Genomic DNA, 22,048 nt, shown 5'->3' with positions numbered 1-22,048 from the left:
CCTGTCACAACGACCGGAGCAGGCGTTTCGTCCCCGGCCGCGGGCCGCCGACGGCTCAGCGGCCGTCGTAGCCGGCGGTCGGCATCGACAGCCGGCGGTGCACCCGCGCCTTCATCGCCGCGTCGTACGACGGCTCCGCGCCGCCCACGGTCTCCACGCGGACCCCGCGCCGCGCGCACTCGGCGGTGAACTCCGCGACCGAGGACAGCGCCCGTTCCAGTACCCGCAGACTGGGCGCCACGAACAGGTCGGCGCCGGGCCGCACCCCCTCCCACAGCAGGCGGTGGTCGGGGCGCAGTCCCCGCACGAGCAGTTCACGGGAGACCACGTGGCCCCGCTCGGCGGCCCAGCGGGCGCACACGGCGTGCTGCCCGCGGGAGTCCACCAGGAACGGATCGGCGTCCAGTTCCTCCAGCGGAGTCAGACTCGCGATCGCCGTCACCCTCACCGGTCCCATGGCGTCCCCCCTCACCTCCGGTTTTCGCCGCCGACCCTACTCCTGCGCGTAGGCTTCGGGCAGTCGCGCGAAGGAGGCGAAGAGGGTGCCGGTGGAGGTCACGTGGTGGGGGCACGCCACCTGCACGGTCGAGGACTCGCACACGCGCGTGCTCACCGATCCCCTGTTCGCGCGCCGGCTCGCGCACCTGCGGCGCCGGCGCGGCGCGCTGCCGCCCGCCGAGGCGCGGCACGCGGACGTGGCCCTGGTCTCGCATCTGCACGCCGACCACCTGCACCTGCCGTCCCTGGCCCTGCTCGCCCCGGGTACGCGCCTGCTCGTGCCCCGGGGCGCACGACGTGCGGTGCCGGGGCTGCGCCGGCTCGCGCATCTCCACGTGAGCGAGGTGGCGCCCGGCGAGGTGACCACGGTCGGCCGGCTGGCCGTGCGGGCGGTGCCCGCGCGGCACGACGGGCGGCGGCTGCCGGTGGGACCGCACCGCTCCCCCGCCCTCGGCTACGTCGTGGAGGGTGAGGCGCGGTCGTACTTCGCCGGGGACACCGGTCTGTTCGAGGGGATGGCCGAGGAGGTGGGACCCGTCGACGTGGCGCTGCTGCCGGTGGGCGGCTGGGGGCCGTACCTCGGTGAGGGGCACCTGGACGCGGGGCGGGCGGCCGAGGCGCTGTCCCTGCTGGGGGCGCCCAGCGCGGTGCCGGTGCACTACGGCACGTACTGGCCGATCGGGATGGACGCCGTGCGCCCGCACGAGTTCCACTCGCCGGGCCACGAGTTCGAGCGGCTGGCGGCCCGGCGCGCCCCCGGGGTGGCCGTGCACCGGCTCGGGCACGGGGAGAGCGTGCGCCTGGAGGTCGCGCGGTGATCCTTCCCGCCGGGTACCTGCTGTCGGCGGCCGCGCCCGCGGTCATAGCGCCCGAGGCCACGCAGCAGGCGATCGGCTATCCCACACTGTTCCTGCTGGTGCTGGTCGGGGCGCTGGTGCCGGTGATCCCGACGGGCGCGCTGGTGAGTTCGGCGGCCGTGGTCGCCTTCCACCGGGCGGCGCCGTTCTCGATGGCGCTGCTGCTCGTCACGGCGTCGCTGGCCGCGTTCCTCGGGGACATGGCGCTGTACTGGCTGGGGCGGCGCGGGATGAAGTCGGATCACGGCTCGCGCTGGCTCGAGGCGATCCGCCGGCGGGCCCCGGAGGACCGTCTGAGGCAGGCGCAGCACAAGCTCGCCGACCACGGGGTGGCCGTGCTGGTGCTGTCCCGGCTGATACCAGCAGGGCGGCTGCCGGTGATGCTGGCCTGTCTCGTCGCGAAGTGGCCGATGCGCCGCTTCGTGCACGGCAACCTGCCGGCCTGTGTGGCCTGGGCGGCGACGTACCAGCTGATCGGCGTCCTCGGCGGGTCGCTGTTCAGGGAGCCGTGGCAGGGCGTCGTCGCGGCGGTGGCCCTGACCCTGCTGCTCAGCGCGGTCCCGGCCCTCTGGCGGCGGCTGCGCGGTCCCGCGACGGGCTGACCCGGTCCCGGCTCACTCCTCCAGGACGCGCGACGCGCCCACCGGCAGGTCCCACAGCGCCTCGCGGGGCAGGCCCGCGCGCTGCCAGGCGGCGCGGACGCGGACCAGGGGCTCCAGGACCGGTTCCGCGGAGAGGACGAACGTCCCCCAGTGCATGGGGGCCATGCGGCGCGCGCCGAGGTCCTGGGCGGCACGGACCGCTTCCTCCGGGTCGCAGTGGACGTCGGCCAGCCACCAGCGGGGGTCGTAGGCGCCGATGGGCAGCAGCGTGAGGTCGATGCCGGGATAGCGGCGGCCGATCCGGGAGAACCAGTGGCCGTAGCCGGTGTCGCCGGCGAAGTGGACGCGCCGGCCGTCCCGGTCGGTGAGCACCCAGCCGCCCCACAGCGAGCGGCAGGTGTCGGTGAGGGTGCGCTTGGACCAGTGGTGGGCCGGTACGAAGTCGAAGCGGACGCCGTCCAGCTCGGCGGCCTCCCACCAGTCGAGCTCGGTGATCCGGGTGAACCGGCGGCGGCGGAACCAGCGGCCGAGCCCGGCCGGCACGAACACCGGGGTGTGGCGCGGGAGCCGGCGCAGGGTGGGGGCGTCCAGGTGGTCGTAGTGGTTGTGGCTGATGACGACCGCGTCCACCCGGGGCAGCGCCTCCCAGGCGACGCCGACGGGGGTGACACGGGGCGGGGTGCCGAGGATGCGGCGGGACCAGACGGGGTCGGTGAGCACGGTGAGTCCGCCGATCCGCAGGACCCAGCTGGCGTGCCCCGCCCAGGTGACGGCGATGGTGCGGGCGTCCACCCGGGGCAGCGGGCCGGGCTCGTAGGGCAGCCGGGGGATGTCGGCGAGACCGTCCGGGGTGGGGCGTACGGCGCCCTCGCGGGCGAAGCGGGCGAGGGCCTTGAGGCCGGGCAGGGGGGCGGTCAGCCGGTCGTGGAAGGCGCGCGGCCACACCCGGTGTTCGGCGAGCGGGCGGGGTGCGGCCAGGGGCGGGTGGGGCCGCGCGGCGGACGGGGGGCCGGCGGTCGGTGTCCCCGCGGTCGTGGTGGTTCTCCTGGTCGGCTCGGGCCGCTGCGTCATCGGGGGGACTCCCATCGCCGGGCGTCGTCACGGAGCTCGTCGAAGACCGTTGCCAGGTGGGTCAACGCGTCTCGTACGTGGGGCAGTTCCAGTGGCTCGGACGAGCGCAGGCACTCCGCGCGCAGGTCGGCGGTGTCGCCCAGCAGGGGGGCGGTGGACAGCCGTACGCGGGGCGCCTCGAGGTCGTCGCCGAAACGGTGACCGCCCGGGGCGGGCATGCCGAGCCGGGCGGTGAGGAAGTCCTCCAGTTCCTGGGCGTCCGCGACCCCGTGGGCGGTGAGCGCGGGCTCCAGCGGGGTGAGGTCCACGTACAGGTGGCGGCCGCAGCAGGGGGGCCGGGAGACGGCGCCGGCGGTGACGACGGCACGGTGCGCGGCGGCGGCCAGGCCCGCGTGCAGACGTACGGCGGCGGCGACGCGGGTGGTGACCGGTTCGGGTTCGGACAGCGCGTAGACCGCCGCGGCGGCGATGGGCGCGGCGACCCGCGCGTCGAGTGCGGTGAGCACGTCGAGCACGCGCGCGTGCAGCGCGTTGCCCTCCTCACCGGCCGGGAAGCGGGCCACCGCGGCGGGCCAGCCGGGCGGGAGCAGGGCACCGACCAGGTCGGTGACGACGGTGACCCGGTCGGGCAGCATCTCGGCCGGGCTGAGCAGCACGGTGCCGTGCGGGTCGTGCAGGGTGTCGCGCCAGGTCTCGTCGCTGACCAGCTGCAGCCCTTCGGCGACGGCGGCCTCGACGGTCTCGTGCAGCACTTCGGGCGGGGCGACGGTGGCGGTGGGGTCGTCGGCGACGGACAGCACCAGCAGGCGCGGGTCGCCGCCCTCGGCGCGCAGCCGGCGCACGGTCTCCAGCAAGGCGTACGGGTCGGGCACCCCGCCGCTCTCCGCGGGGGTCGGCACGGAGAAGGCGGGTCTGCCCAGCAGCCGGGCGTAGGGCGCCCACCAGGCGGCGCAGGGTCTGGGCACCAGGACGTCGCCGCCGATTGCGGCGGTCAGGGCCACCAGCAGGGCGGGAGCGCCGGGGGCGACCGCCACCCGGTCGGGGGCGGCGGGCAGTCCGCGCCGGTCGCCGTAGCCGCAGGCGGCGTCGAGGAGGGCGGGGCCGCCGCCGACGGGCTCGGCGCCGGCGCGGGAGGCCGCGGCGGCCAGTACGGCGGACAGCTCGGGCAGCACGGGGAGCCCGTCCTCGGGGTCCGGCGGCCCGAACCGTACGGGGCCGTGGCCTTCGGGGTGCGTCCGCCGCATGCCTACCTCCGCGCGATCCCTGGTGTGCGGTCGCCGTGCCCCGGCGCCCGCTCGTGCCGCCCTCGACGAGCCAGTACCCGGCGTGCCGTGTGCCATGAGTGCCGGCCCGGGGCGCGTGGTGCGGGGCGGCGGCCGGGGCCGGGTGACGGAGGTCAGGCGTCGGGGCGGGAGGTCCGGTCCCGGTACACGCGGTGGGCGGCGGCGCCGAACGCGCCCGCGATGAGCAGGCCGCCGGCGGCCAGGGCGGGCACCGAGTCGGTGAAGGCGCCGCCCCCGCCGGCGTGGACCCCCTGGTGTGCGGGGGGTGTGGGGTGCCGGGAGGGCGTGGGGGCGCAGGGCGTGCTCCTGGACGCGGTGGGTTCGGGCCGTACCGGCTCGGGTCCGGCGGGCTTCGATCCCGGGGAGCGGGACTCCGGCGGTCCGGGTTCGGCGGTGGCCGGCACGGCGACCATCTGGGCTCCGGTGTGCGGCTCCGTGGCCTGCGGTCCGGCGGCCGCGTCGGTGCCGGGCGGAGCCGGGACGCCGGCGTCCTCGGGACCGGTGTCCTCGGGACCGGCGTCCGGGACGAGTGCGTCCGGGGCGAGCGGATCGGAGGCGAGCGGGTCCGGGGCGGTGCCCTGCGGGAGGACCGTCTCCGGTTCGAGGGCGTCCTCGCCGAGCCCTTCGTACGTCTCCGGTTCCAGGGCCTCCGGCTCGTCGGCGTCCGGCTCGGAGCTCCTGGGCGTGTACCCGTCCCACCCGTGGCCTCCGGGCTTCGGGCAGGGCGAGGGGGAAGGTGAGTGGGAGGGCGGCGGTGACGCGGTGGCCCACGACGCTCCGCTGCCCGGAGCCGTCCCCGCGGCCGCGACCGGTGCGAGCGCGCCGAGGACGGTGCCGGCGACGGCGGCGACGGACAGGGCACGGGCGGTGCGGCGCATGGTGCGGGCTCCTTCGGGCGACGGGCGGGGCCATGGCGGTCGGTCGCCCCACAGCCATCACAGCCCGCCCGCCGCCGTGCCGCGCGCGGCCGCACGCCATTGGCGGGATCCGCACACCCGAGCGGGTGACGTGCGCGTCAGTCCCCGGCGGCGTCGCTCATGACCTGCTGCCGTACCCGGCCGCAGCTCCGGCTGATCAGCCGGGAGACGTGCATCTGCGAGATGCCCAGTTCCTCGGCGATGCCGCTCTGCGTCATGTCGTCGAAGAAGCGCATGTAGAGGATGGCCCGCTCCCGCTCCGGAAGCTCGGCCAGCCGGTCCTTGACGGACTCGCGGTCGACCACGGTGTCCAGCGCCGGGTCGGGCGCGCCGAGGGCGTCGCCCAGGGAGTAGCCGTCGTCGCTGCCGGGCAGCGCGGCGTCCAGGGAGAGCGCGCTGAAGCTCTCCAGGGCCTCCTGGCCGGCGCGCACGTCCTCCTCGCTGAGGCCGGTGTGGCCGGCGATCTCGGCCACGGTCGGCGCGCGTCCGGGGATGGTCTGGGAGAGGTCCTGGGAGGCGCTGCGGACCCGGTTGCGCAGGTCCTGGACCCGGCGCGGTACGTGCAGCGTCCACATGTGGTCGCGGAAGTGCCGCTTGATCTCGCCGGTGATGGTCGGCACCGCGTAGCTCTCGAAGGCGTTGCCGAGCTCCGGGTCGTACCGGTCGACGGCCTTGACCAGGCCCAGCGCGGCGACCTGGCGCAGATCGTCGTAGTGCTCGCCCCGGCTGCGGAACCGTCCCGCGAGGCGGTCGGCCATGGGCAGCCAGGCCTCGACGATCTCGTCCCGGAGCGCGTCGCGCTCCCCTCCGCCGGGAAGCCCGGCGAGCCTGCGGAACGAGGCCGCGGTGTCGGGGGCGTCGTCGTGCGGGTGGTGCTTCGCGGTTGCTCGGATCGGCATCTGCGGTGCAACTCCCTCGGAAGTGCTCGGGATGTCACCGTGGTGGGCGCACCGACTGAGGACAGGTACACCCGGGGGCGGCGAGGTGCCGCGTCCACGGGCGTGCCTCCTGTCCGAAGCACTTCCCGTGCGCGTGCCCCCGCCTCAGGGATGCAAACGTCCGAGTGCGGGTTCCACGGGTTCCTCGGGTGGCTGCACGGGCGGCAGCAGGAGGTCTTCGTAACGGCCCAGCATCAGGACCACGCCGAGCATGAGGGAAGGGATGAGCAGGGCGAGCACCGCCATGGCCGGGCCTTTCCAGGAGGCTCGTGGGGGGCGTGCTCTGCCGGGTCTCCCGGTCTTCCGGAGGCAAACCCGGGCCGTGCCGATCCGCCGTCCGAACCCTGTGTCGGCCTCCGCTGCCCGGGTACGCGGTGCGCACCCCCGAAAGGATCTGGAGGGAGACATGCAGCGAGGCAGTGACCGGCTCAGTGTCCACCGTGACGAAGAGATGAAGCACGAACTGCAGGGTCTGCTCAGGTCCGGGCATCCGACCCGGACCGAGGAGTGGAACGACCCGGAGCCGTTCGCCGACGACGACCCCGAGGTCGCCCACGGCCCGGTGACACCCGGCCGTGGCCCGACGTCACTGGAGTCGGTGCGGCTGGAACTGGCCAGGATCCTGAGCCGCGGGGCGTTCCCCGCGGGTCCGCGCGAGCTGATGCGCGCGCTGGACCGGCGGCACGCGCCCGACACGCTCATCGAGGCGCTGGAGCGGCTGCCGCGCCAGGACCGCTACGGCAGTGTCCAGGAGCTGGCCGAGGCGCTGACCCGGAGCCGGGAGACGGAGTCCGCCTGACCCGGGCTCCGTCTCCCGGGACCGGCGCCGGCCCGCATCAGCGGGGCGGCCCGGACGAGAACGGCGTACGACAGGCGCCGAAGACTGACGAAGGGACGTAGGAACCATCATGCGCATCGCATTCCTGACCGCGCCCGAGGGCGTCGAGCAGGTGGAACTGACCGAGCCGTGGCAGGCCGCCGTGGACGCCGGCCACGAGCCCGTGCTCGTGTCGACGGAGAAGGGGAAGATCCAGGCCTTCAACCACCTCGACAAGGCGGACACCTTCCCCGTGCAGGAGGTCGTCGGTGAGACGTCGGCGGACTCCTTCGGCGGGCTCGTGCTGCCGGGCGGGGTGGCCAACCCGGACCTCCTCCGCATGGACGAGAAGGCCGTCTCGTTCGTGCGGGACTTCTTCGAGCAGGGCCGTCCGGTCGCCGCGATCTGCCACGCCCCCTGGACCCTCGTGGAGGCCGACGTCGTACGGGGCCGGGAGCTGACGAGCTGGCCGAGCCTGCGGACGGACATCAGCAACGCCGGCGGGACCTGGGTCGACGAGCAGGTGAAGATCTGCGACCACGGTTCGAACAAGCTGGTCACCAGCCGCAAGCCGGACGACCTGAAGGCGTTCTGCGAGACGTACCTGGAGGTGTTCGGGGCGGAAGCGGCCTGACGCCCGCCCGCGCTCACCGCACCGGGGCCCGCGCTCGCGCGGGCCCCGGTCGCATGTCCAGGGGGCCGGTCGCGGGCGTGGTGGTGGTCGCGGTCCTCAGGTCCCCGGGGGCGCGGGCGTCGTGGTGTCCGCGGCGTTCCGCTCGCGGGCTCCCTCGCGGGTGCGGCCGGCGGCCACCGGACGGCTCGGATTGCGGCGCAGGTACTCGCCCTCCAGTTGCGCCATCCGTTCGTTGTGGGCGCGCAGTGCGCCGTCGGAGCCGTACAGCAGCGTGTCGTGGCGCGTGCGGTGGATGGTCTCCAGCTCCTTCATGAGCTGCTGGTCGTCCAGGCGGTTCGGCTCGACTCCGGTCATCGTGGTGCCCCGCTCGTCGTGTGCGTCCATGGGCCCCGGGTACCCGCCCGGCGGCACAGGCACTACCCCGAACGGCTACCGGGAGGGACCCATGGAACTCGCATTCCTGCATCCACTCTACGAACGTCCCGGCCCCTGGGCCTCCGTGTACGTCGACACGTCCCGGCACACGGAGAACACGCCCCAGGAGCGGCGGCTGACGGCCCAGGCGATGGCGCGGGAGCTCGCGGACCGGGGCGCCGACGAGGCGACCTGCCAGGCGGTGCGCCGCGCGATCGAGGAGCTGCGGCACTCCGCCGAACCGCACGGGCGCGCCCTGTTCGCCCGGGACGGCGAGGTGGTGCTCGACCCGCCGCTGGCCCGGTCCCCGCAGCGCGACTGGGCCGAGTGGGCGCCGTTGCCGCGGGTGGCGCCGCTGCTGGACCTGGCCGGCGAGGACCCCGTGTGCGTGATCGCCTACGTGGACCGCAGGGGCGCGGACTTCGAGCTGCGCAGCGCGCTGGGCCGGGACGACGCGGGCGGTGTCACCGGCCGCCAGTGGCCGCTGCACCGGACCGCCTCCGTCGACTGGTCGGAGCGGCACTTCCAGCTGCGGGTGGAGAACACCTGGGAGCACAACGCCGCGGAGATCGCCGACGCGCTCGCCGTCTGCCAGGAGGAGACCGGTGCGGACCTGCTGATCCTCGTCGGTGACGACCGTGAGCGGCGGGCCGTGCGGGAGCGGCTGCCGCAGCGGCTGCACGGCCTGGTGGCCGAGGCGTCGCACGGCGCCGGCAGCAGGCTGCTCGACGGTGACGTCGAGCGGATCCGCGCGGAGCACGTCCACGGGCGTGCCGCCGGGGAGCTGGAGCGGTTCCTCGCCGCCCGCGGCCCGGACGACGAGGGCCGGGCGGGTGCCGTGGAGGGCGTGCCGGCGCTGGTCGAGGCCGCGCGGGAGCACCGGATCGAGGAGCTGCTGATCCGTTCGGACGGGCCGGACGCGCACCGGGAGGTGTGGATCGGCGAGGACCCGGACCAGGTGGCGGTGCGGCGTACGGACCTGAAGGTGCTGGGCGAGCAGAACTCCTGGGCGGCGCGGGCGGACGACGCGTTGATCCGGTCGGCGGTGGCGACGGACGCGCCCGCGCTGGCGGTCGACGCGGCGGGGCCGGGGGAAGGGGCGCCGGTGGGCGGGCTGGGGGCGTTGCTGCGCTGGTAGGGGGTGGGGCTCAGCGGGCTCGTTCCACTCGGCGTTCGTCCCAGACCGGTTCGGGGGTCTCCCGGACGTGGCCGTCGGTGCCGAAGACCAGGTAGCGGTCGAAGGAGCGGGCGAACCAGCGGTCGTGGGTGACGGCGAGGACCGTGCCCTCGAACGCCTCCAAGCCCTCCTGCAGCGCCTCGGCGGACTCCAGGTCGAGGTTGTCCGTCGGCTCGTCGAGCAGCAGGGCGGTGACGCCCTGGAGTTCCAGCAGCAGGATCTGGAAACGGGCCTGCTGGCCGCCGGAGAGCCGTTCGAAGGTCTGCTCGGCCTGGCCGGTCAGCTCGTAGCGGCGCAGCCGGGACATGGCGGCGCCCCGGTCCTGGGCGTGTTCCTTCCACAGGATGTCCAGGAGCGTTCGGCCCTCCAGCTCCGGGTGGGCGTGGGTCTGCGCGAAGTGTCCGGGGACGACACGGGCGCCCAGGCGCCATCCGCCGGTGTGGGCCACGTCGTCCCCGGCGAGCAGCCGCAGGAAGTGCGACTTCCCGGAGCCGTTGGAGCCGAGCACGGCGACCCGCTCCCCGTAGAACACCTCCAGGTCGAACGGCTTCATCAGACCGGTGAGTTCCAGCCGCTCGCAGGTGAGCGCGCGCACTCCGGTACGGCCGCCCTTCAGGCGCATGGTGATGTTCTGCTCGCGCGGCGGCTCCGGCGGGGGCCCCGCCTCCTCGAACTTGCGCAGCCTGGTCTGGGCGGCCTGGTAGCGGGAGGCCATGTCGGGGCTGTTCGCCGCGGCCTGGCGCAGGTTCAGCACGAGCTTCCTGAGCTGGGCGTGCTTCTCGTCCCAGCGCCGGCGCAGCTCCTCGAAGCGGGCGAAGCGCTCCCGGCGGGCGTCGTGGTAGGTGGCGAAGCCGCCGCCGTGCACCCAGGCGTCGGCGCCGGTGGGGCTGGGTTCGAGCGAGACGACGCGCTGGGCGGCGCGGGCGAGGAGTTCGCGGTCGTGCGAGACGAACAGGACCGTCTTGCGGGTCTCCTCCAGCCGCTCCTCCAGCCAGCGCTTGCCGGGCACGTCGAGGTAGTTGTCGGGCTCGTCGAGCAGCAGTACCTGGTCGGTGCCGCGCAGCAGGGCCTCCAGGACGAGCCGCTTCTGCTCGCCTCCGGAGAGGGTGCGCACCTCGCGCCACTGCGCCTTGTCGTAGGGGACGCCGAGCGCGGCCGTGGTGCACATGTCCCACAGCGTCTCCGCCTCGTAGCCGCGGGCCTCGGCCCAGTCGGCGAGGGACTGGGCGTAGGCGATCTGGGCGGCCTCGTCGTCGACGGTGAGGAGGGCGTGCTCGGCCTTGTCGACGGCGCGGGCCGCCTCCCGGATGCGGGGCGTGGAGACGGAGACCAGCAGGTCGCGCACGGTCGTCTCGTCCCGTACGGAGCCGACGAACTGGCGCATCACGCCGAGGCCGCCGGTGACGGTGACCGATCCGCCGTGCGGCTTGAGCTCGCCGGCGAGGAGGCGGAGGAGCGTCGTCTTGCCCGCGCCGTTGGGGCCCACCAGGGCCATGACCGCGCCTTCCCCGACCCGGAAGGACACATCGCCCAGGAGGGCCCTCCCGTCAGGGAGGTAGTACTCGAGATGTGCAGCTTCCAGATGGCCCATGGTGGGGATTGTGCGGGGTCGTCGGCGCGGGTGGCAAACGGGTTTCGGTCCCACGGCTTCTCAGTATGCAATATCCGGGTCTCATCATGCGGCCGGGGCGCGTAGCGTGGGCGCCCTCCTACGACAGCGGAAGGGGTGGGTTCGGCATGACGGAAGCGCGGGAGACCGCCGTCTACACGCACGGGCACCACGAGTCGGTGCTGCGGTCGCACACCTGGCGGACCGCCGGGAACTCGGCGGCGTACCTCCTCGGGGCCCTGCGGCCGGACATGCGGATCCTGGACATCGGGTGCGGGCCCGGCACCATCACCGCCGACCTGGCGGCGCTCGTCCCCGACGGGCACGTCACCGGCCTCGACCGGGAGCCGGCGATCCTGGAGCGGGCCCGGGCGGTGGCCGGCGAGCGGGGGCTGACGAACGTCGACTTCTCGGCGGGCGACGTGCACGCGCTGGACTTCCCGGACGACACCTTCTGCGTGGTCCACGCCCACCAGGTGCTGCAGCACGTGGGCGACCCGGTGCGGGCACTGCGCGAGATGCGGCGGGTGACCGTGCCGGGCGGCCTGGTCGCCGTACGGGACTCGGACTACGCGGCGATGACCTGGTATCCCCCGTCGCCGGGCATGGACCGCTGGCTGGACCTGTACCGGCGGGTGGCCCGGGCCAACGGCGGCGAGCCGGACGCCGGGCGGCGGCTGAAGTCCTGGGCGCTCGCCGCGGGGTTCACGGACGTCACGGCGGGTTCGGACACGTGGACCTTCTCGACCGCGCGGGAGCGTGCCTGGTGGAGCGGCCTGTGGGCGGACCGCACGGTGGCGTCGGCGTACGCCGGGCGGGCCGTCGAAGGGGGCCACGCAGACCGGGAGGAGTTGCGGGAGGTGGCCGCGGCGTGGCGGGAATGGGGTGCGCGGGAGGACGGCTGGTTCAGCGTGCTGCACGGCGAGATTCTCTGCCGCAAGGAAGCCTGATTCACGTTTTCCGGGCAATCAGAGGATCAGGAGGTTGACATCATGGTTCCTGTTCTGCTGGTTCTGCTGTTGGCTCTGCTCCTCTTCGGTGCCGGATTCGCGGTAAAGGTTCTCTGGTGGATCGCCCTGGCGGTCCTCATCGTGTGGCTGCTGGGATTCTTCATGCGCAGCACGTCGGCAGGCGGGGGCAGGGGCCGCTGGTACAGGTGGTGAGGAAAAAGGAATTCCCCGGGACACGGTCCCGGGGAATTTCTGCTTTTCGGGGGGATTTCCGACGGCCGACGGGGGGATCGGTCGGTCAGTCCCGCGGCAGCAGCGGTCCGAGCGGCCCGAGGTCCAGGTTCAGGTCCTCGGGCCGCAGGCCGTACCGGCTGCGCAGCTCGGCCATCCGGTCCTCGAGCAGCATGAGGGTGAGCCCGACCCGCTCCTCCTGCTCCTCGGACAGATCGCCCTCGTCGAAGCGGCGCAGCGCCTGGCGCTCCATCAGCTGGCGCAGCAGTTCGACGACCGTGAGCACCAGCTTCATCAGGTCCCGTTCGACCGTGTCCGGCTCCAGGTCGAGCCGCTTGCGCCGGCTGCCGTGGGGCTCGACACGGTGGCCGTGGTCGGGGGAGGCCGTCACAGCGACTCCTCGAAGGGGGACGGGACCTGCGCGTTCACCGAGCTGATGAGGGCGTTGAGGTCGATCCGGACCAGGTCGACGTCCGCGATGCGCAGGGTGATGTCGCCCTTGATGACGACCCCGCCGGCCAGCAGCCGGTCGAGCAGGTCCACCAGGGCTATCTCGCGGCGTTCGACGACGGTCACGCCTCCTCCTTACCGGCCGATTCCTCACCGGCGAACGAGTAGGCCGCCCAGGGGCCGGTGAGTTCGACACGAATTCCGGGAATTCCGTCCTTCGTCCGGTCCACCCGTTCCACGAATTCCTCGGACTTCACACGCGGCACGAGATAGGCGGCATTGAGCACATTCCGCCCGGTGGCCCCGGAGAGCGTGGGATTCTGCGGTGCGTGCAGCCGGGAGTCCTCGGCGCTCTCGGACAGGGCCCGGTGGAGATCGGTCGCGAAGATCTCGGCCTGCTGCCACGCGTCGTCCCGTGATCTGGTCTGCTGACGCCGCTGCCGGAGGTAGTCCCGCCCGGAGGCGGGCTTCGCCGCGGGAGCGGGAGCCCGCGGCTCCCGCTCCTCCTCCAGGAACACCTTGACGCCCCACTCGACCCGGCCCTCCAGCCGGTCCAGGGTGCGGCGGAAGTCCTCCTCCCGCGCCTCGAGCATGGTCCGTACGCCGCTGTCGTCGCGGAACACGGTGCCGAGGCGCAGCGGCAGCGGGGTCGTGACCGTGGTGAGCGCGTCGATCACGCCCTGGTGGGCGCGGGCGACCGCGGTCAGCCAGTCGAGGTTCTCCAGATTGGCGCGCAGCGGCTTCTCCGCGAACTCCCCCTCCGGTACGTGACTGACCACCGCCACCAGGTCGCCGTGGGGAAGCAGCCGGGGCGGTTCGCCACCGACCCCCGTCAGCTGTGCCTGGAGCGGCGTGCCGAAGGGGCGGCAGACCGCGTAGACGTACCGCAGTCCGGTCACGTGTTCTCCTCCTGTGCGCGACGGGGCTCCAGTTCCAGTTCCTCCAGCCGGGCCAGCCGCTCACGCAGCTCGGCGTTCTCCCGCGTCAGTTCGTCGCGGCGGGCCCGCGAGGACAGTGCCGGGTCGGACTCCCACCAGTCGATCCCCATCTCCTTCGCCTTGTCGACGGAGGCGACGACCAGGCGCAGCTTGATCGTGAGCAGCTCGATGTCGAGCAGGTTGATGCGGATGTCACCCGCGATCACGATGCCCTTGTCCAGCACCCTCTCCAGGATGTCGGCGAGATTGGCGCTGCTGCCCTGGCCGTACGGGTCGGGGAGCCGACTGGGGGTGGTCATCGCCGGCTCCGGCTCTCTTCGCGCTCGTCCTCGTCCTCGTCCTCGTCCTCGTACTCGTCCTCGTACTCGGACTCCGGCTCGTCGCCCTCGGCCGCGGCCTCGTCGTCGTCCTCGTACTCCTCGTCCGGGTGCTCGTCGTCCTCGTACGTGTCGTCGGCGGGCTCCTCCCCGGACTCCTCGTCCTCGGACTCCTCGTACGCGTCGTCGGGTCCGGCCTCGTCCTCGTCCTCCTCCTCGGAGTCCTCGGCGCCCTCGGAGTCCTCGTCCTCGTACTCGCCGGCGGGTTCCCCGTCCTCCCCCTGCTCGTCGGAGTCGGTGTCCGCGGACTCGGCTTCCTCCTCCTCGGCCAGCGCGTCCTCGTGACTGCGGACGACCTCGGCGTCGCGGATCTCGCCCCGCCAGCTGTCCTCGGCCTCGCCCTTGATGGTGATGAAGCGGGCGAAGTTCTTCAGGTCGAGCCGGGCGCGGCGGCCCTGGGCGCGCCAGATGTTGCCGGTCTTCTCGAAGAAGCCCGACGGGTAGTACTCGATGACGAGCAGGACCCGGGTGAGGTTCTCCGCGATGCGGTGGAAGGAGACGACGCCCTTGGTCGTGCCCTTGGCGCCCTCCGAGGACCAGGCGATGCGGTCGTCGGGGACCTGCTCGGTGGTGGTCGCCTTCCAGCTGCGGTTGGACCACCAGATCTTCGCCTGCCAGTCCGAGGTGGTGTCGTCGCTCTTGTTGGCGCTCTTGACGCCCTTGGCGAAGGTGGAGAAGTCCTGGTACTGGGTCCACTGGTCGTAGGCCGTGCGCAGCGGCACCCCGACGTCGATGGTCTCCATGATGACGGTCGGCTTGTTGCCGGACGTGCGCTTGCGCTTGCTCTTCCCGCCGCCGCCCCCCAGGCCCTTCACCTTGTCCATCACGTTGTCCTTGACCCGTGAGGCGCCGAGCTCGACGGCGCTGCGCAGTGGGCCCTTGCCCTCGGCGAGCTTGCGGCCGCCGTCGGCGGCCAGCTTGGCGAAGCCCGGGCTGTTGCCCTCCGCGATGTCGTTCAGCTTGTTTGTGGTCTCGCCGAGCTTGCTGCCGAGCCCGCTCAGCATGCGGGTGGCCTGGGCGGCGAGGTAGTCCTGCAGTTCCGCCTTGAGCCGGTCCGCCGCCTCGCTGTGGGCGACGTCGGCGAGCGGGTTCTTCGACGCTCCGTTCGCGCTGTCCCGCGCGGCGGAACCGGCCTTTCCGAGGGTCTCGGTCATCGCTCACCGCCTCCCTTCGGCGTACGGGAACGGGCGCCCCGGGAGGCGGACGCGGTCTTCTTCGCGGCCGTCTTCTTCCCGGGTGCCGTCCGCTTGGCCGCGGCCTTCTTCGCCGGTGCGGCCTTCTTCGCCGGCGCCTTCTTGGCGGCGGCCTTCTTCGCGGGGGGCCGCTCCTCGTCGTGTTCCTCGTCGCCCTCCTCGTCCCGGTCCCGGTCCTCGTCACGAGGCTGCCCGCGGTCCTGTTCCTGCGGCTCGTCGTCGGCGTCCCGGTCGTCCTGGTCGTCATCCTCCCGGTCCTGCGGACCGGCGCCGTCGAGCTCGCCGCGCACGGAGGCGGTCCGGCTGTGCAGCCGGTCGGCGAGCGAGCCGAGCTGCCGCTCGACCAGCGCGCCGGAAGCCGCCTTGCCGACGCCGCGCAGATCACCGCGCAGCTGGTCGCCCAGCTCCTTGAACTGCGGATTGTCGCGCAGCTGCTGGGACACCAGCTCGGCGACCATCCGGGGGCTGAGGTTCAGCTTCTTGCCCGCCACCAGCCCGCCGACGGCGAGTGCCATCTTGAGCTTCTTGGTCCGTCCGAGGAGGTATCCCGCCCCGATCGCGAGGCCCATTCCCGTTCGATTCATCGTGCCGTCCCGTCCCCACTACCCGCGCCTGTGCGCGTCGCGGTCTCCAGCCGGTCGAGGAGTTCGTCCTCCTGCCGGTCGAACTCCTCCTCGGTGATTTCTCCGGCCTCCAGCAGTTCTTCCAGTCGGGCCAGCTCGGCGCGGATGGTCGCAGGGTCGTAGTAGATGCGTTCCGCTTCCTGCAGCACCTGCCGGACTGCCCAGGCGCTGCCGCGCACCGGTGCGAACGGCAGCAGCAGCACCTCCGAGATCAGGCCCATGACGTCACCTCGCTTCGGTGTCCGCCCCACCGGCCGCGGTGCCCGCCGGCTCAGCCGGTCCGGGCTCGACGAAGCTGTACGGGGGGAGCGGTCCGTTCAGACGGATCTCGACGTGGGGCATGTCCTTGCGGACCTGCTCCACCACGGCCAGGAAGTCCTCCGCCGTCTCCCGCTTCACCAGGTAGGAGACGTTGGCGAGCCAGCCCGTGGACTCGGGGCCCACGCTCACGGCGTCGGCGGCCCCTTCCAGCGCCTGCTCCAGCGCGGTGCCGTCCTCGGACTCCTTGTCCTTGACCGCCGCGGCGACCATCTCGCCGAGACGGATCTTGTCCTCGTAACTGCCACCGCCGGACTGGCGGTTGGCCTCCGCGAGGGAGCGGATCTCCGGGTTTCCCGCCATCACGTGGTGGAGTACGGCTTCCTCCACGTGATTGGCCTTGATGTTGTACTCGACCCGGTCGTCCAGCGCGCGCAGCCGCTCCAGGTAGTGCTCGGCACGCTCGGCGAGGACGCCGGTGACGGAGTCGTCGTCCGGGGCGACGCTGCCGAACCGCATGGGCAGCACACAGCCGGCCGCGCCGATCTCGCTGAGCACGTTCTGGTGGGCGAGCAGTTCCCGGCGCTTGGGGCGGAGCCCGTCGGGGGCGTCGCTGACGACGGCCGCCAGTTCGCCCTGCCGCAGGACGCGCACCGGGCGCGACGGGTCGCCGACCCCGCCCATGCCCTCGGGCAGCGACGGGTGCGTCGCCGCCGTGATGCCGTAGACGTAGGTGCTCACTCCTGCTCCTCCTTACGGCGGGCCGCCGTGCTCTTGCGGGCTCGCGGGCGGGACCGGGTCTCTTCCTCGGACCCGTCGTCACGCGCCTGCTTGAAGGCGTCGGAGATGGTCTCGGCGGCACCCGAGAGGGCGCCCTTGGACTTGCCCCGGGCACCGGACTCGGTGACCTCGCCGACTATCTCGGGCAGGCCCGGGCTCTTGCGGGGTCCCGCTTCCAGGTCGAGACGGTTGCACGCCTCGGCGAAGCGGAGATAGGTGTCGACGCTGGCGACGACGACACGTACGTCGATCTTGAGGATCTCGATGCCGACCAGGGACACGCGCACGAATGCGTCGATGACGAGCCCCCTGTCCAGGACGAGCTCAAGCACGTCGTAGAGGCCGCTGCTGCCGCCCCCACCGCCGGACTGCTGTGCCGGTACGACTGTCATTCCGGCTGTTCCTCCTTGTCTGTGTGATCCCTGGGTGTGCGTCCCGCCGGGCGGCCTAGCGGCCGCCGGACCTGCGCGCGTCGGCACGGCCCCGCTCGTAGCGGCGGACCCGCCGGTACCCGGTGAGCTGCCCGTCCGGGTCGAGCTCGACCTGGTAACTCGCCATCAGGCTCATCGTGTCGGGCACCCGCTCGAGTTCGAGGACCTCGACCTCGAGCGCCCAGCCGTCCTCCGTCCGCTCGAAGGACGACACGGACTCGGCCTCCATACCGGTGAGCTCCGCGAGCTGTCCGCGCGCCTGGCGCAGCACCTCCATGGGACTGGGCCGTTTGGTGCTTGTGTTGTTGTCGGTCTGCTTCCGGGACTTCTGTGAGTCCTGTGAGTCCTGGGATTCCTGTGAATCCTGTGACTCTTCGGTGTTCTTCGTGTTCGACATGGCCACCTCCCCCTCCGTGTGGCCGCAAGACTGTTCGCCAAACCTCCCGGGCTCACCCGGTTGCCCCGTCCGGCTTGCCCGCCCGGCCGGTGCGTGGACCCCGCTCAGCGCAGTCCCGCGAGCCGTCGGCGGGCCGGGACCAGGGAGCGTCCCCGGCTCAGCAGCCCGGCCCACGGGTCGGTGCGGACCTGTTCGACGGCGTCGGCGACCGTCCAGCGGCGGGCGTGCAGCGCCGGATCGTCCAGCTGGTCCCACGAGATGGGCACGGCGACGGGCGCGCCGGGCAGGGCGCGGACCGTGCAGGGGGCGACCGCGGTCTGCGCGTAGGCGTTGCGCTGCACGTCGAGGTAGAGCCGGTCGCCGCGGTCCCTCTTGCGGGCGGCGGTGGTGAGCCGGTCGGGGTGGGCGCCGGCGAGGGTGTCCGCGACCTCCCGGGCGAACGCGCGCACCTCGTCGAAGTCATGGCGGCCGGTCAGCGGCACGATCACGTGCAGGCCCCGGGAACCGGTGGTCATCAGCGCCGACGGCAGCTTCAGCTCGTCCAGCAGTTCCCCCAGCAGCCGCGCCGCCTCCCGCACCGTCTCGAAGTCGTCGACCGCGGGGTCGAGGTCGAAGACCAGCCGGTCCGGGTGGCCGGTCCTGGTCGTGCGGGACAGCCAGCGGTGCAGGGTGATGCTCGCCTGGTCCACGAGGTACAGGAGGGCGGCGGCACTGTCGCACACCGTGTGCGTGACGGTGCCGCCCTCCTTGGCTACGTCGGCCCGGGTGATCCAGTCCGGGTAGTGGTCGGGGGTGTTCTTCTGCATGAACGAGGGGCCGCCGACGCCGTCGGGACGCCGGTCCAGCATGAGCGGGCGGTCCCGCAGGGGCGGCAGCATGTACGGGGCGACGGCCAAGTGGTAGTCGGCGAGGTCGCCCTTGGTGTACTCCCCGGCGCCCCCGTCCCCCGGGAAGAGCACCTTGCCGGGCCGGTGGATCTCCACCGTGCGGCCTCCGGCCCGTACGGTGCGCGGCCCGTCGCCGCTCACGACACGATCGCCTCCCCCACCAGCAGCCGGCCGGCCGCGGCGATCGACCCGGCGTCGATACCGGCGGCGCGCAGCTGCTCGTCCGGCGAGGCCGAGCCGGGCATGCCGCGGACGGCGAGGCGCACCAGGCGGGGGACGGGGCGTCCGTCGCCGAAGGCCTCCGCGACCGCGTCCCCGAGCCCGCCCTCGGGATGGTGGTCCTCGACGGTCATCAGGCAGCCGGTCTCCTCGGCGGCGGTGCGCAGCGTCTCCCGGTCGACCGGCTTCACCGAGTACAGGTCGATCACCCGTACGGCGATGCCCTCGCCCTGCAGTGCCTCGGCGGCGGCGAGCGCCTCGGGCACGGTCACGCCCGCGGCGACGAGGGTGAGCCGGTCGTCGCCGGAGGAGCGCAGCACCTTGCTGCCGCCGATGGGGAAGTCCTCGTCGGGCCCGTAGATCACCTCGCTCCCGCCGCGCGAGGTGCGCAGGTAGCGGATGCCGTCGAGGCCGGCCATGGCGGCGACCAGCCGTGCGGTCTGGTTGGCGTCGCACGGGTACAGCACGGTCGAGCCGTGCACGGCGCGCATCATCGCCAGGTCCTCCAGGCCCATCTGGCTGGGACCGTCCTGGCCGATGGCCACGCCCGCGTGCGAGCCGACGAGGTTGAGGCCGGCGCCGCTGACCGCGGCCATGCGGACGAAGTCGTGGGCGCGGGTGAGGAACGCCGCGAAGGTGGAGGCGTACGGCGTCCAGCCGCGCGAGGCGACGCCCACGGCGGCCGCGACCATCTGCTGTTCGGCGATGTAGCACTCGATGTAGCGCTCGGGGTGCTCCTTGGCGAAGAACTCCGCGCGGGTGGAGTCACCGACCTCTCCGTCGAGGGCGACGACGTCGCCGCGGGCGGTGCCGAGGGCGGCCAGCGCCTCACCGAAGGCGTCGCGGGTCGCCACCTCCTCGCCCTTGTCCCAGCGCGGCAGGGCGGGCTCCGTGGCCTTCCGGGCGGGTCGGGCTCCGTCGGAGGACGGCGGATGCGGCGGGATGCGCAGGTCGCGTGGGCCGCCGAGTTCGGCGACGGCGTCCTCGGCCTCCGGCAGCGGCTTCCCGTGCAGGCCCTCGCGGTCCTGGACGGATGCCACGCCCTTGCCTTTGAGGGTGCGAGCGATGATCGCGGTGGGCTGGCCCCTGGTGGAGAGCGCCTCGCCGTAGGCGCGGTCGACGGCGTCCACGTCGTGGCCGTCCACCTCGACGGTGTGCCAGCCGAAGGCCTGGAAGCGGCGGGCGTAGGCGTCGAGGTCGTGGCCGTGGCGGGTGGGTCCGCGCTGTCCGAGGCGGTTGACGTCCACGATCGCCGTGAGGTTGTCCAGGTTCTCGTACGCGGCCTGCTCGGCCGCCTCCCACACCGACCCCTCGGCCAGTTCGCTGTCCCCGCACAGCACCCACACGCGGTAGTCGACCTGGTCCAGCCGCTTCCCGGCCAGCGCGATGCCGACGCCGACGGGGAGGCCCTGGCCGAGGGAACCGGTGGCCGTCTCGACCCAGGGCAGCCTGCGGGGGGTGGGGTGCCCCTCGAGGCGGCTGCCGTTCTCGCGGAAGGTGAGCAGTTCCTCGTCGTCGATGGCGCCGGCCGCCTTGTAGGTGGCGTACATCAGCGGGGAGGCGTGGCCCTTGGAGAGGACGAAGCGGTCGTTGGCCGGATGGTCGGGGCGGTCGAAGTCGTAGCGGAAGTGGCGGGCGAACAGCACCGCCGTCAGGTCGGCCGCCGACATGGACGACGTCGGGTGCCCGGAGCCCGCGGCGGCCGCGGCGCGGACGCTGTCCACGCGCAACTGCTGCCCGAGTTCGACGAGTTCGCCGGTGTTCATGAGTCTCCTTCGGTGAAGCGGTCGGTGCGCCTGACGGGTCCGGGCGAGACGTCCGGACCGGGCGGCGGCTGATCGGGGGGCGGCGTGACGGCGGGCTGGTCCCGGGCGGGCTCACCGCCCGGCTGGTTCTTCGCGGGCTCACCGCCCGGCTGGTTCTTCGCGGGCTCACCGCCCGGCTGGCTCTTCGCGGGCTCACCGCCCGGCCGGTTCTTCGCGGGCTCACCGCCCGGCTGGTTCTTCGCGGGCTCACCGCCCGGCCTGGAAGGTTCCTGTCGCGTCCGTTCGCCGGGTGCCCGCTGCCCCTCCGGGGACGCCTGCCGCCGCTGCGATCCGCCCACCCGTGCCAGCTCGGGCGACGCCGTGTCCAGCGGCACCGACCAGGACCGTACGAGCCCCAACTGGACCGCCTGGCGAGGCAGTACGGCGTCGAGGAGCCAGTCGGCGGCCACCCGCACCCGGTTGCCGGGCATGGCGGCGAGGTGGTAGCCGCGGGTGACCGCGCCCGCCGCCACGCCGGAGAGGTTCACGCCGAGCGGGTTGGCGGCGGCCTTGACGCCGCCCAGGTCCACCACGAACCCCAGGTCCTTGTGCCGGTAGGCGCGCCGCTCACCGTCACCGAACGACGCGGCGACGTTGTGCGCGCACACCTTCCCCTGCCGCCACGCGTGCTGCGCGGTCATCGGGGTGAAGGACCCCGGCTTCTCCAGATCGGGCACCGCGGCCGCGTCACCACAGGCGAAGACCTCCGGCCGCCCCGGCACCCGCAGGTGCGGGTCGACCAGCAGCCGGCCGCGTTCCATGGGCAGTCCCAGGGACTCGGCGAGCGGGTCGGGGCGTACCCCGACACACCACACCAGCGTCTTCGTGTCGACGAACTCCCCGTCGGTCAGCAGCACTCCGTCGGGCGTGGCCTCCTTGACGGAGGTGCCCATCCGTACGTCCACGCCCCGTTCGCGCAGCACGCCGTCGGCCGTGCGGGAGAGCCGTTCGTCCAGCTCGGGCAGGACCCGGTCGGCGATGTCGAGGAGCATCCAGCGCGGCCGCATCCCGGTCCGCATGGGGTGCTTGGCGACCTGCGCGTCGGTGAACAGCTGCCCGTGCGCGGCGACCTCGGTACCGGTGTAGCCGGCGCCCACCACGACGAATGTGCAGCGCGAGGCACAGGCCGCGGGGTCGTCGGTGGCCGCGGCGAGCTCCACCTGACGGGTCACGTGATCGCGCAGGTACAGGGCTTCGGGCAGGCCCCGGAAGCCGTGGGCGTGCTCGGCGACGCCGGGGATCGGCAGCAGCTTGTTGACGCTGCCGGCCGCGAGCACCAGCCGGTCGTAGGAGAGGGTGCCGCCCTCGTCCTCGGGTCCGGTGTAGTGCACCTGCCGCGCGTCGAGGTCGATGCGGTCGGCCTCCCCCAGCACCAGCCGCACCTGCGGCAGCGTGCCGGAGAGGGAGACGGTGACGCGGCGCGGCTCCAGGATGCCGGCCGCGACCTGGGGCAGCAGCGGAAGGTACAGGAAGTAGTCGGTCGGATTCAGCAGGACGATCTCGGCGCGGCCCTTGGCCAGCCGGGACAGGGTCCGGGCCGTGCGGTACCCGGCGAAGCCGGCACCGACGATCACTGTGCGGGGTCGACTCACGGTTCGCCTCCGGCGCTGTCGCGTACGTCGGGAGAGTTCCGCGTCCCCCTGGCCGGGACCCCCAAACGTCGGGCCGGTGCCCGGGGACCCGGTTGCCGCC

At 73.4% G+C, this 22,048-nt stretch carries 28 protein-coding genes; 7 read left to right on the top strand and 21 right to left on the bottom strand.

The window, feature by feature from the left end; genetic code table 11:
• Positions 1-55: 55 nt before the first annotated feature.
• Positions 56-457: a hypothetical protein gene (locus IE172_RS19840; protein ID WP_190098582.1), complete on the bottom strand. Its 402-nt coding sequence runs from the start codon at positions 455-457 to the stop codon at positions 56-58.
• Positions 458-542: 85 nt separating this feature from the next.
• Here IE172_RS19840 and IE172_RS19835 point away from each other — a divergent pair, with 85 nt between their 5' ends.
• Both IE172_RS19835 and IE172_RS19830 read left to right on the top strand, forming a co-directional pair.
• Complete coding sequence (locus IE172_RS19835; RefSeq protein WP_190098581.1) at positions 543-1,316, top strand: MBL fold metallo-hydrolase; 774 nt, start codon at positions 543-545, stop codon at positions 1,314-1,316.
• On the top strand, positions 1,313-1,957 hold the full coding sequence (locus tag IE172_RS19830; protein ID WP_229886202.1) for a DedA family protein: 645 nt from the start codon (positions 1,313-1,315) through the stop codon (positions 1,955-1,957). Before IE172_RS19835 ends, IE172_RS19830 begins: the two co-directional genes overlap by 4 nt.
• A gap of 12 nt (positions 1,958-1,969) precedes the next feature.
• Here the strand turns inward: IE172_RS19830 and IE172_RS19825 are convergent, their stop codons facing one another.
• The 5 genes from IE172_RS19825 to IE172_RS19805 all read right to left on the bottom strand — a co-directional run bounded on the left by IE172_RS19825 (position 1,970) and on the right by IE172_RS19805 (position 6,412).
• The gene (locus IE172_RS19825; RefSeq protein ID WP_190098580.1) at positions 1,970-3,028 is read right to left on the bottom strand and encodes an MBL fold metallo-hydrolase; all 1,059 of its coding nucleotides are present in this window, start codon (positions 3,026-3,028) and stop codon (positions 1,970-1,972) included.
• Complete coding sequence (locus tag IE172_RS19820; RefSeq protein WP_190098579.1) at positions 3,025-4,272, bottom strand: aminotransferase class I/II-fold pyridoxal phosphate-dependent enzyme; 1,248 nt, start codon at positions 4,270-4,272, stop codon at positions 3,025-3,027. Before IE172_RS19820 ends, IE172_RS19825 begins: the two co-directional genes overlap by 4 nt.
• 152 nt (positions 4,273-4,424) lie before the next feature.
• Positions 4,425-5,189, bottom strand: a complete 765-nt coding sequence (locus IE172_RS19815) for a hypothetical protein (protein WP_190098578.1) — start codon at positions 5,187-5,189, stop codon at positions 4,425-4,427.
• A gap of 137 nt (positions 5,190-5,326) precedes the next feature.
• A complete protein-coding gene (locus IE172_RS19810) occupies positions 5,327-6,127 on the bottom strand; it encodes an RNA polymerase sigma factor SigF (RefSeq protein ID WP_190098577.1) in 801 nt (266 codons plus the stop codon).
• A 144-nt stretch (positions 6,128-6,271) separates the two neighbouring features.
• A complete protein-coding gene (locus tag IE172_RS19805; protein ID WP_190098576.1) occupies positions 6,272-6,412 on the bottom strand; it encodes a hypothetical protein in 141 nt (46 codons plus the stop codon).
• 160 nt (positions 6,413-6,572) lie between these two features.
• Here IE172_RS19805 and IE172_RS19800 point away from each other — a divergent pair, with 160 nt between their 5' ends.
• Positions 6,573-6,965: a DUF2795 domain-containing protein gene (locus tag IE172_RS19800; protein WP_190098575.1), complete on the top strand. Its 393-nt coding sequence runs from the start codon at positions 6,573-6,575 to the stop codon at positions 6,963-6,965.
• Positions 6,966-7,074: 109 nt separating this feature from the next.
• Positions 7,075-7,617, top strand: coding sequence for a type 1 glutamine amidotransferase domain-containing protein (locus tag IE172_RS19795; protein WP_190098574.1), 543 nt, complete (start codon positions 7,075-7,077; stop codon positions 7,615-7,617).
• Positions 7,618-7,713: 96 nt separating this feature from the next.
• Here IE172_RS19795 and IE172_RS19790 read toward each other — a convergent pair whose 3' ends face one another.
• Positions 7,714-8,001 (bottom strand): DUF6158 family protein, encoded by a 288-nt coding sequence (locus tag IE172_RS19790; RefSeq protein WP_190098573.1) that lies wholly within the window; start codon positions 7,999-8,001, stop codon positions 7,714-7,716.
• A 61-nt stretch (positions 8,002-8,062) separates the two neighbouring features.
• Here IE172_RS19790 and IE172_RS19785 point away from each other — a divergent pair, with 61 nt between their 5' ends.
• On the top strand, positions 8,063-9,169 hold the full coding sequence (locus IE172_RS19785) for a baeRF2 domain-containing protein (RefSeq protein WP_190098572.1): 1,107 nt from the start codon (positions 8,063-8,065) through the stop codon (positions 9,167-9,169).
• Between the two features lie 10 nt (positions 9,170-9,179).
• On the opposite strand, the gene IE172_RS19780 is transcribed toward IE172_RS19785, so the two are convergent.
• On the bottom strand, positions 9,180-10,799 hold the full coding sequence (locus tag IE172_RS19780; RefSeq protein ID WP_190098571.1) for an ABC-F family ATP-binding cassette domain-containing protein: 1,620 nt from the start codon (positions 10,797-10,799) through the stop codon (positions 9,180-9,182).
• Positions 10,800-10,945: 146 nt separating this feature from the next.
• Between IE172_RS19780 and IE172_RS19775 the strand changes: the two genes are divergently transcribed.
• Together IE172_RS19775 and IE172_RS19770 are read left to right on the top strand one after the other, a co-directional pair.
• Positions 10,946-11,767: a methyltransferase domain-containing protein gene (locus tag IE172_RS19775; protein ID WP_190098570.1), complete on the top strand. Its 822-nt coding sequence runs from the start codon at positions 10,946-10,948 to the stop codon at positions 11,765-11,767.
• A 42-nt stretch (positions 11,768-11,809) separates the two neighbouring features.
• A complete protein-coding gene (locus IE172_RS19770; protein WP_190098569.1) occupies positions 11,810-11,980 on the top strand; it encodes a hydrophobic protein in 171 nt (56 codons plus the stop codon).
• An 85-nt stretch (positions 11,981-12,065) separates the two neighbouring features.
• Here IE172_RS19770 and IE172_RS19765 read toward each other — a convergent pair whose 3' ends face one another.
• The 13 genes from IE172_RS19765 to IE172_RS19705 form a co-directional block, all read right to left on the bottom strand.
• Positions 12,066-12,293 (bottom strand): gas vesicle protein K, encoded by a 228-nt coding sequence (locus IE172_RS19765; protein ID WP_229886229.1) that lies wholly within the window; start codon positions 12,291-12,293, stop codon positions 12,066-12,068.
• Between the two features lie 92 nt (positions 12,294-12,385).
• Entirely contained in the window at positions 12,386-12,574 is a 189-nt protein-coding gene (locus IE172_RS19760; protein WP_189559764.1) for a gas vesicle protein, read from the bottom strand.
• A complete protein-coding gene (locus IE172_RS19755; RefSeq protein WP_190098567.1) occupies positions 12,571-13,347 on the bottom strand; it encodes a GvpL/GvpF family gas vesicle protein in 777 nt (258 codons plus the stop codon). Before IE172_RS19755 ends, IE172_RS19760 begins: the two co-directional genes overlap by 4 nt.
• Positions 13,344-13,685, bottom strand: a complete 342-nt coding sequence (locus IE172_RS19750) for a gas vesicle protein (protein ID WP_190098566.1) — start codon at positions 13,683-13,685, stop codon at positions 13,344-13,346. Before IE172_RS19750 ends, IE172_RS19755 begins: the two co-directional genes overlap by 4 nt.
• Complete coding sequence (locus IE172_RS19745; protein ID WP_190098565.1) at positions 13,682-14,917, bottom strand: SRPBCC family protein; 1,236 nt, start codon at positions 14,915-14,917, stop codon at positions 13,682-13,684. Before IE172_RS19745 ends, IE172_RS19750 begins: the two co-directional genes overlap by 4 nt.
• The gene (locus IE172_RS19740) at positions 14,914-15,540 is read right to left on the bottom strand and encodes a DNA primase (protein WP_190098564.1); all 627 of its coding nucleotides are present in this window, start codon (positions 15,538-15,540) and stop codon (positions 14,914-14,916) included. Before IE172_RS19740 ends, IE172_RS19745 begins: the two co-directional genes overlap by 4 nt.
• A complete protein-coding gene (locus IE172_RS19735; protein ID WP_189559759.1) occupies positions 15,537-15,800 on the bottom strand; it encodes a gas vesicle protein GvpG in 264 nt (87 codons plus the stop codon). The genes IE172_RS19740 and IE172_RS19735 overlap by 4 nt, the downstream gene beginning before the upstream one ends.
• A gap of 4 nt (positions 15,801-15,804) precedes the next feature.
• Entirely contained in the window at positions 15,805-16,578 is a 774-nt protein-coding gene (locus IE172_RS19730) for a GvpL/GvpF family gas vesicle protein (protein WP_190098563.1), read from the bottom strand.
• Entirely contained in the window at positions 16,575-17,009 is a 435-nt protein-coding gene (locus IE172_RS19725) for a gas vesicle structural protein GvpA (RefSeq protein WP_190098562.1), read from the bottom strand. Before IE172_RS19725 ends, IE172_RS19730 begins: the two co-directional genes overlap by 4 nt.
• Before the next feature lie 55 nt (positions 17,010-17,064).
• Positions 17,065-17,445 carry a gas vesicle protein GvpO gene (locus IE172_RS19720; RefSeq protein WP_190098561.1) on the bottom strand — a complete coding sequence of 127 codons (381 nt, stop codon included), beginning with the start codon at positions 17,443-17,445 and terminating at the stop codon, positions 17,065-17,067.
• A gap of 104 nt (positions 17,446-17,549) precedes the next feature.
• Entirely contained in the window at positions 17,550-18,473 is a 924-nt protein-coding gene (gene ligD, locus IE172_RS19715; protein WP_190098560.1) for a non-homologous end-joining DNA ligase, read from the bottom strand.
• A complete protein-coding gene (locus IE172_RS19710; protein ID WP_190098559.1) occupies positions 18,470-20,317 on the bottom strand; it encodes a transketolase in 1,848 nt (615 codons plus the stop codon). Before IE172_RS19710 ends, ligD begins: the two co-directional genes overlap by 4 nt.
• Complete coding sequence (locus IE172_RS19705; protein ID WP_190098558.1) at positions 20,314-21,948, bottom strand: NAD(P)/FAD-dependent oxidoreductase; 1,635 nt, start codon at positions 21,946-21,948, stop codon at positions 20,314-20,316. The genes IE172_RS19710 and IE172_RS19705 overlap by 4 nt, the downstream gene beginning before the upstream one ends.
• Positions 21,949-22,048 lie beyond the last annotated feature (100 nt).

Origin of the sequence: Streptomyces griseoflavus (genome assembly GCF_014649995.1) — a bacterium.
Classification (GTDB): domain Bacteria; phylum Actinomycetota; class Actinomycetes; order Streptomycetales; family Streptomycetaceae; genus Streptomyces; species Streptomyces griseoflavus.
This window is presented reverse-complemented; position numbering and strand designations above follow the sequence as displayed.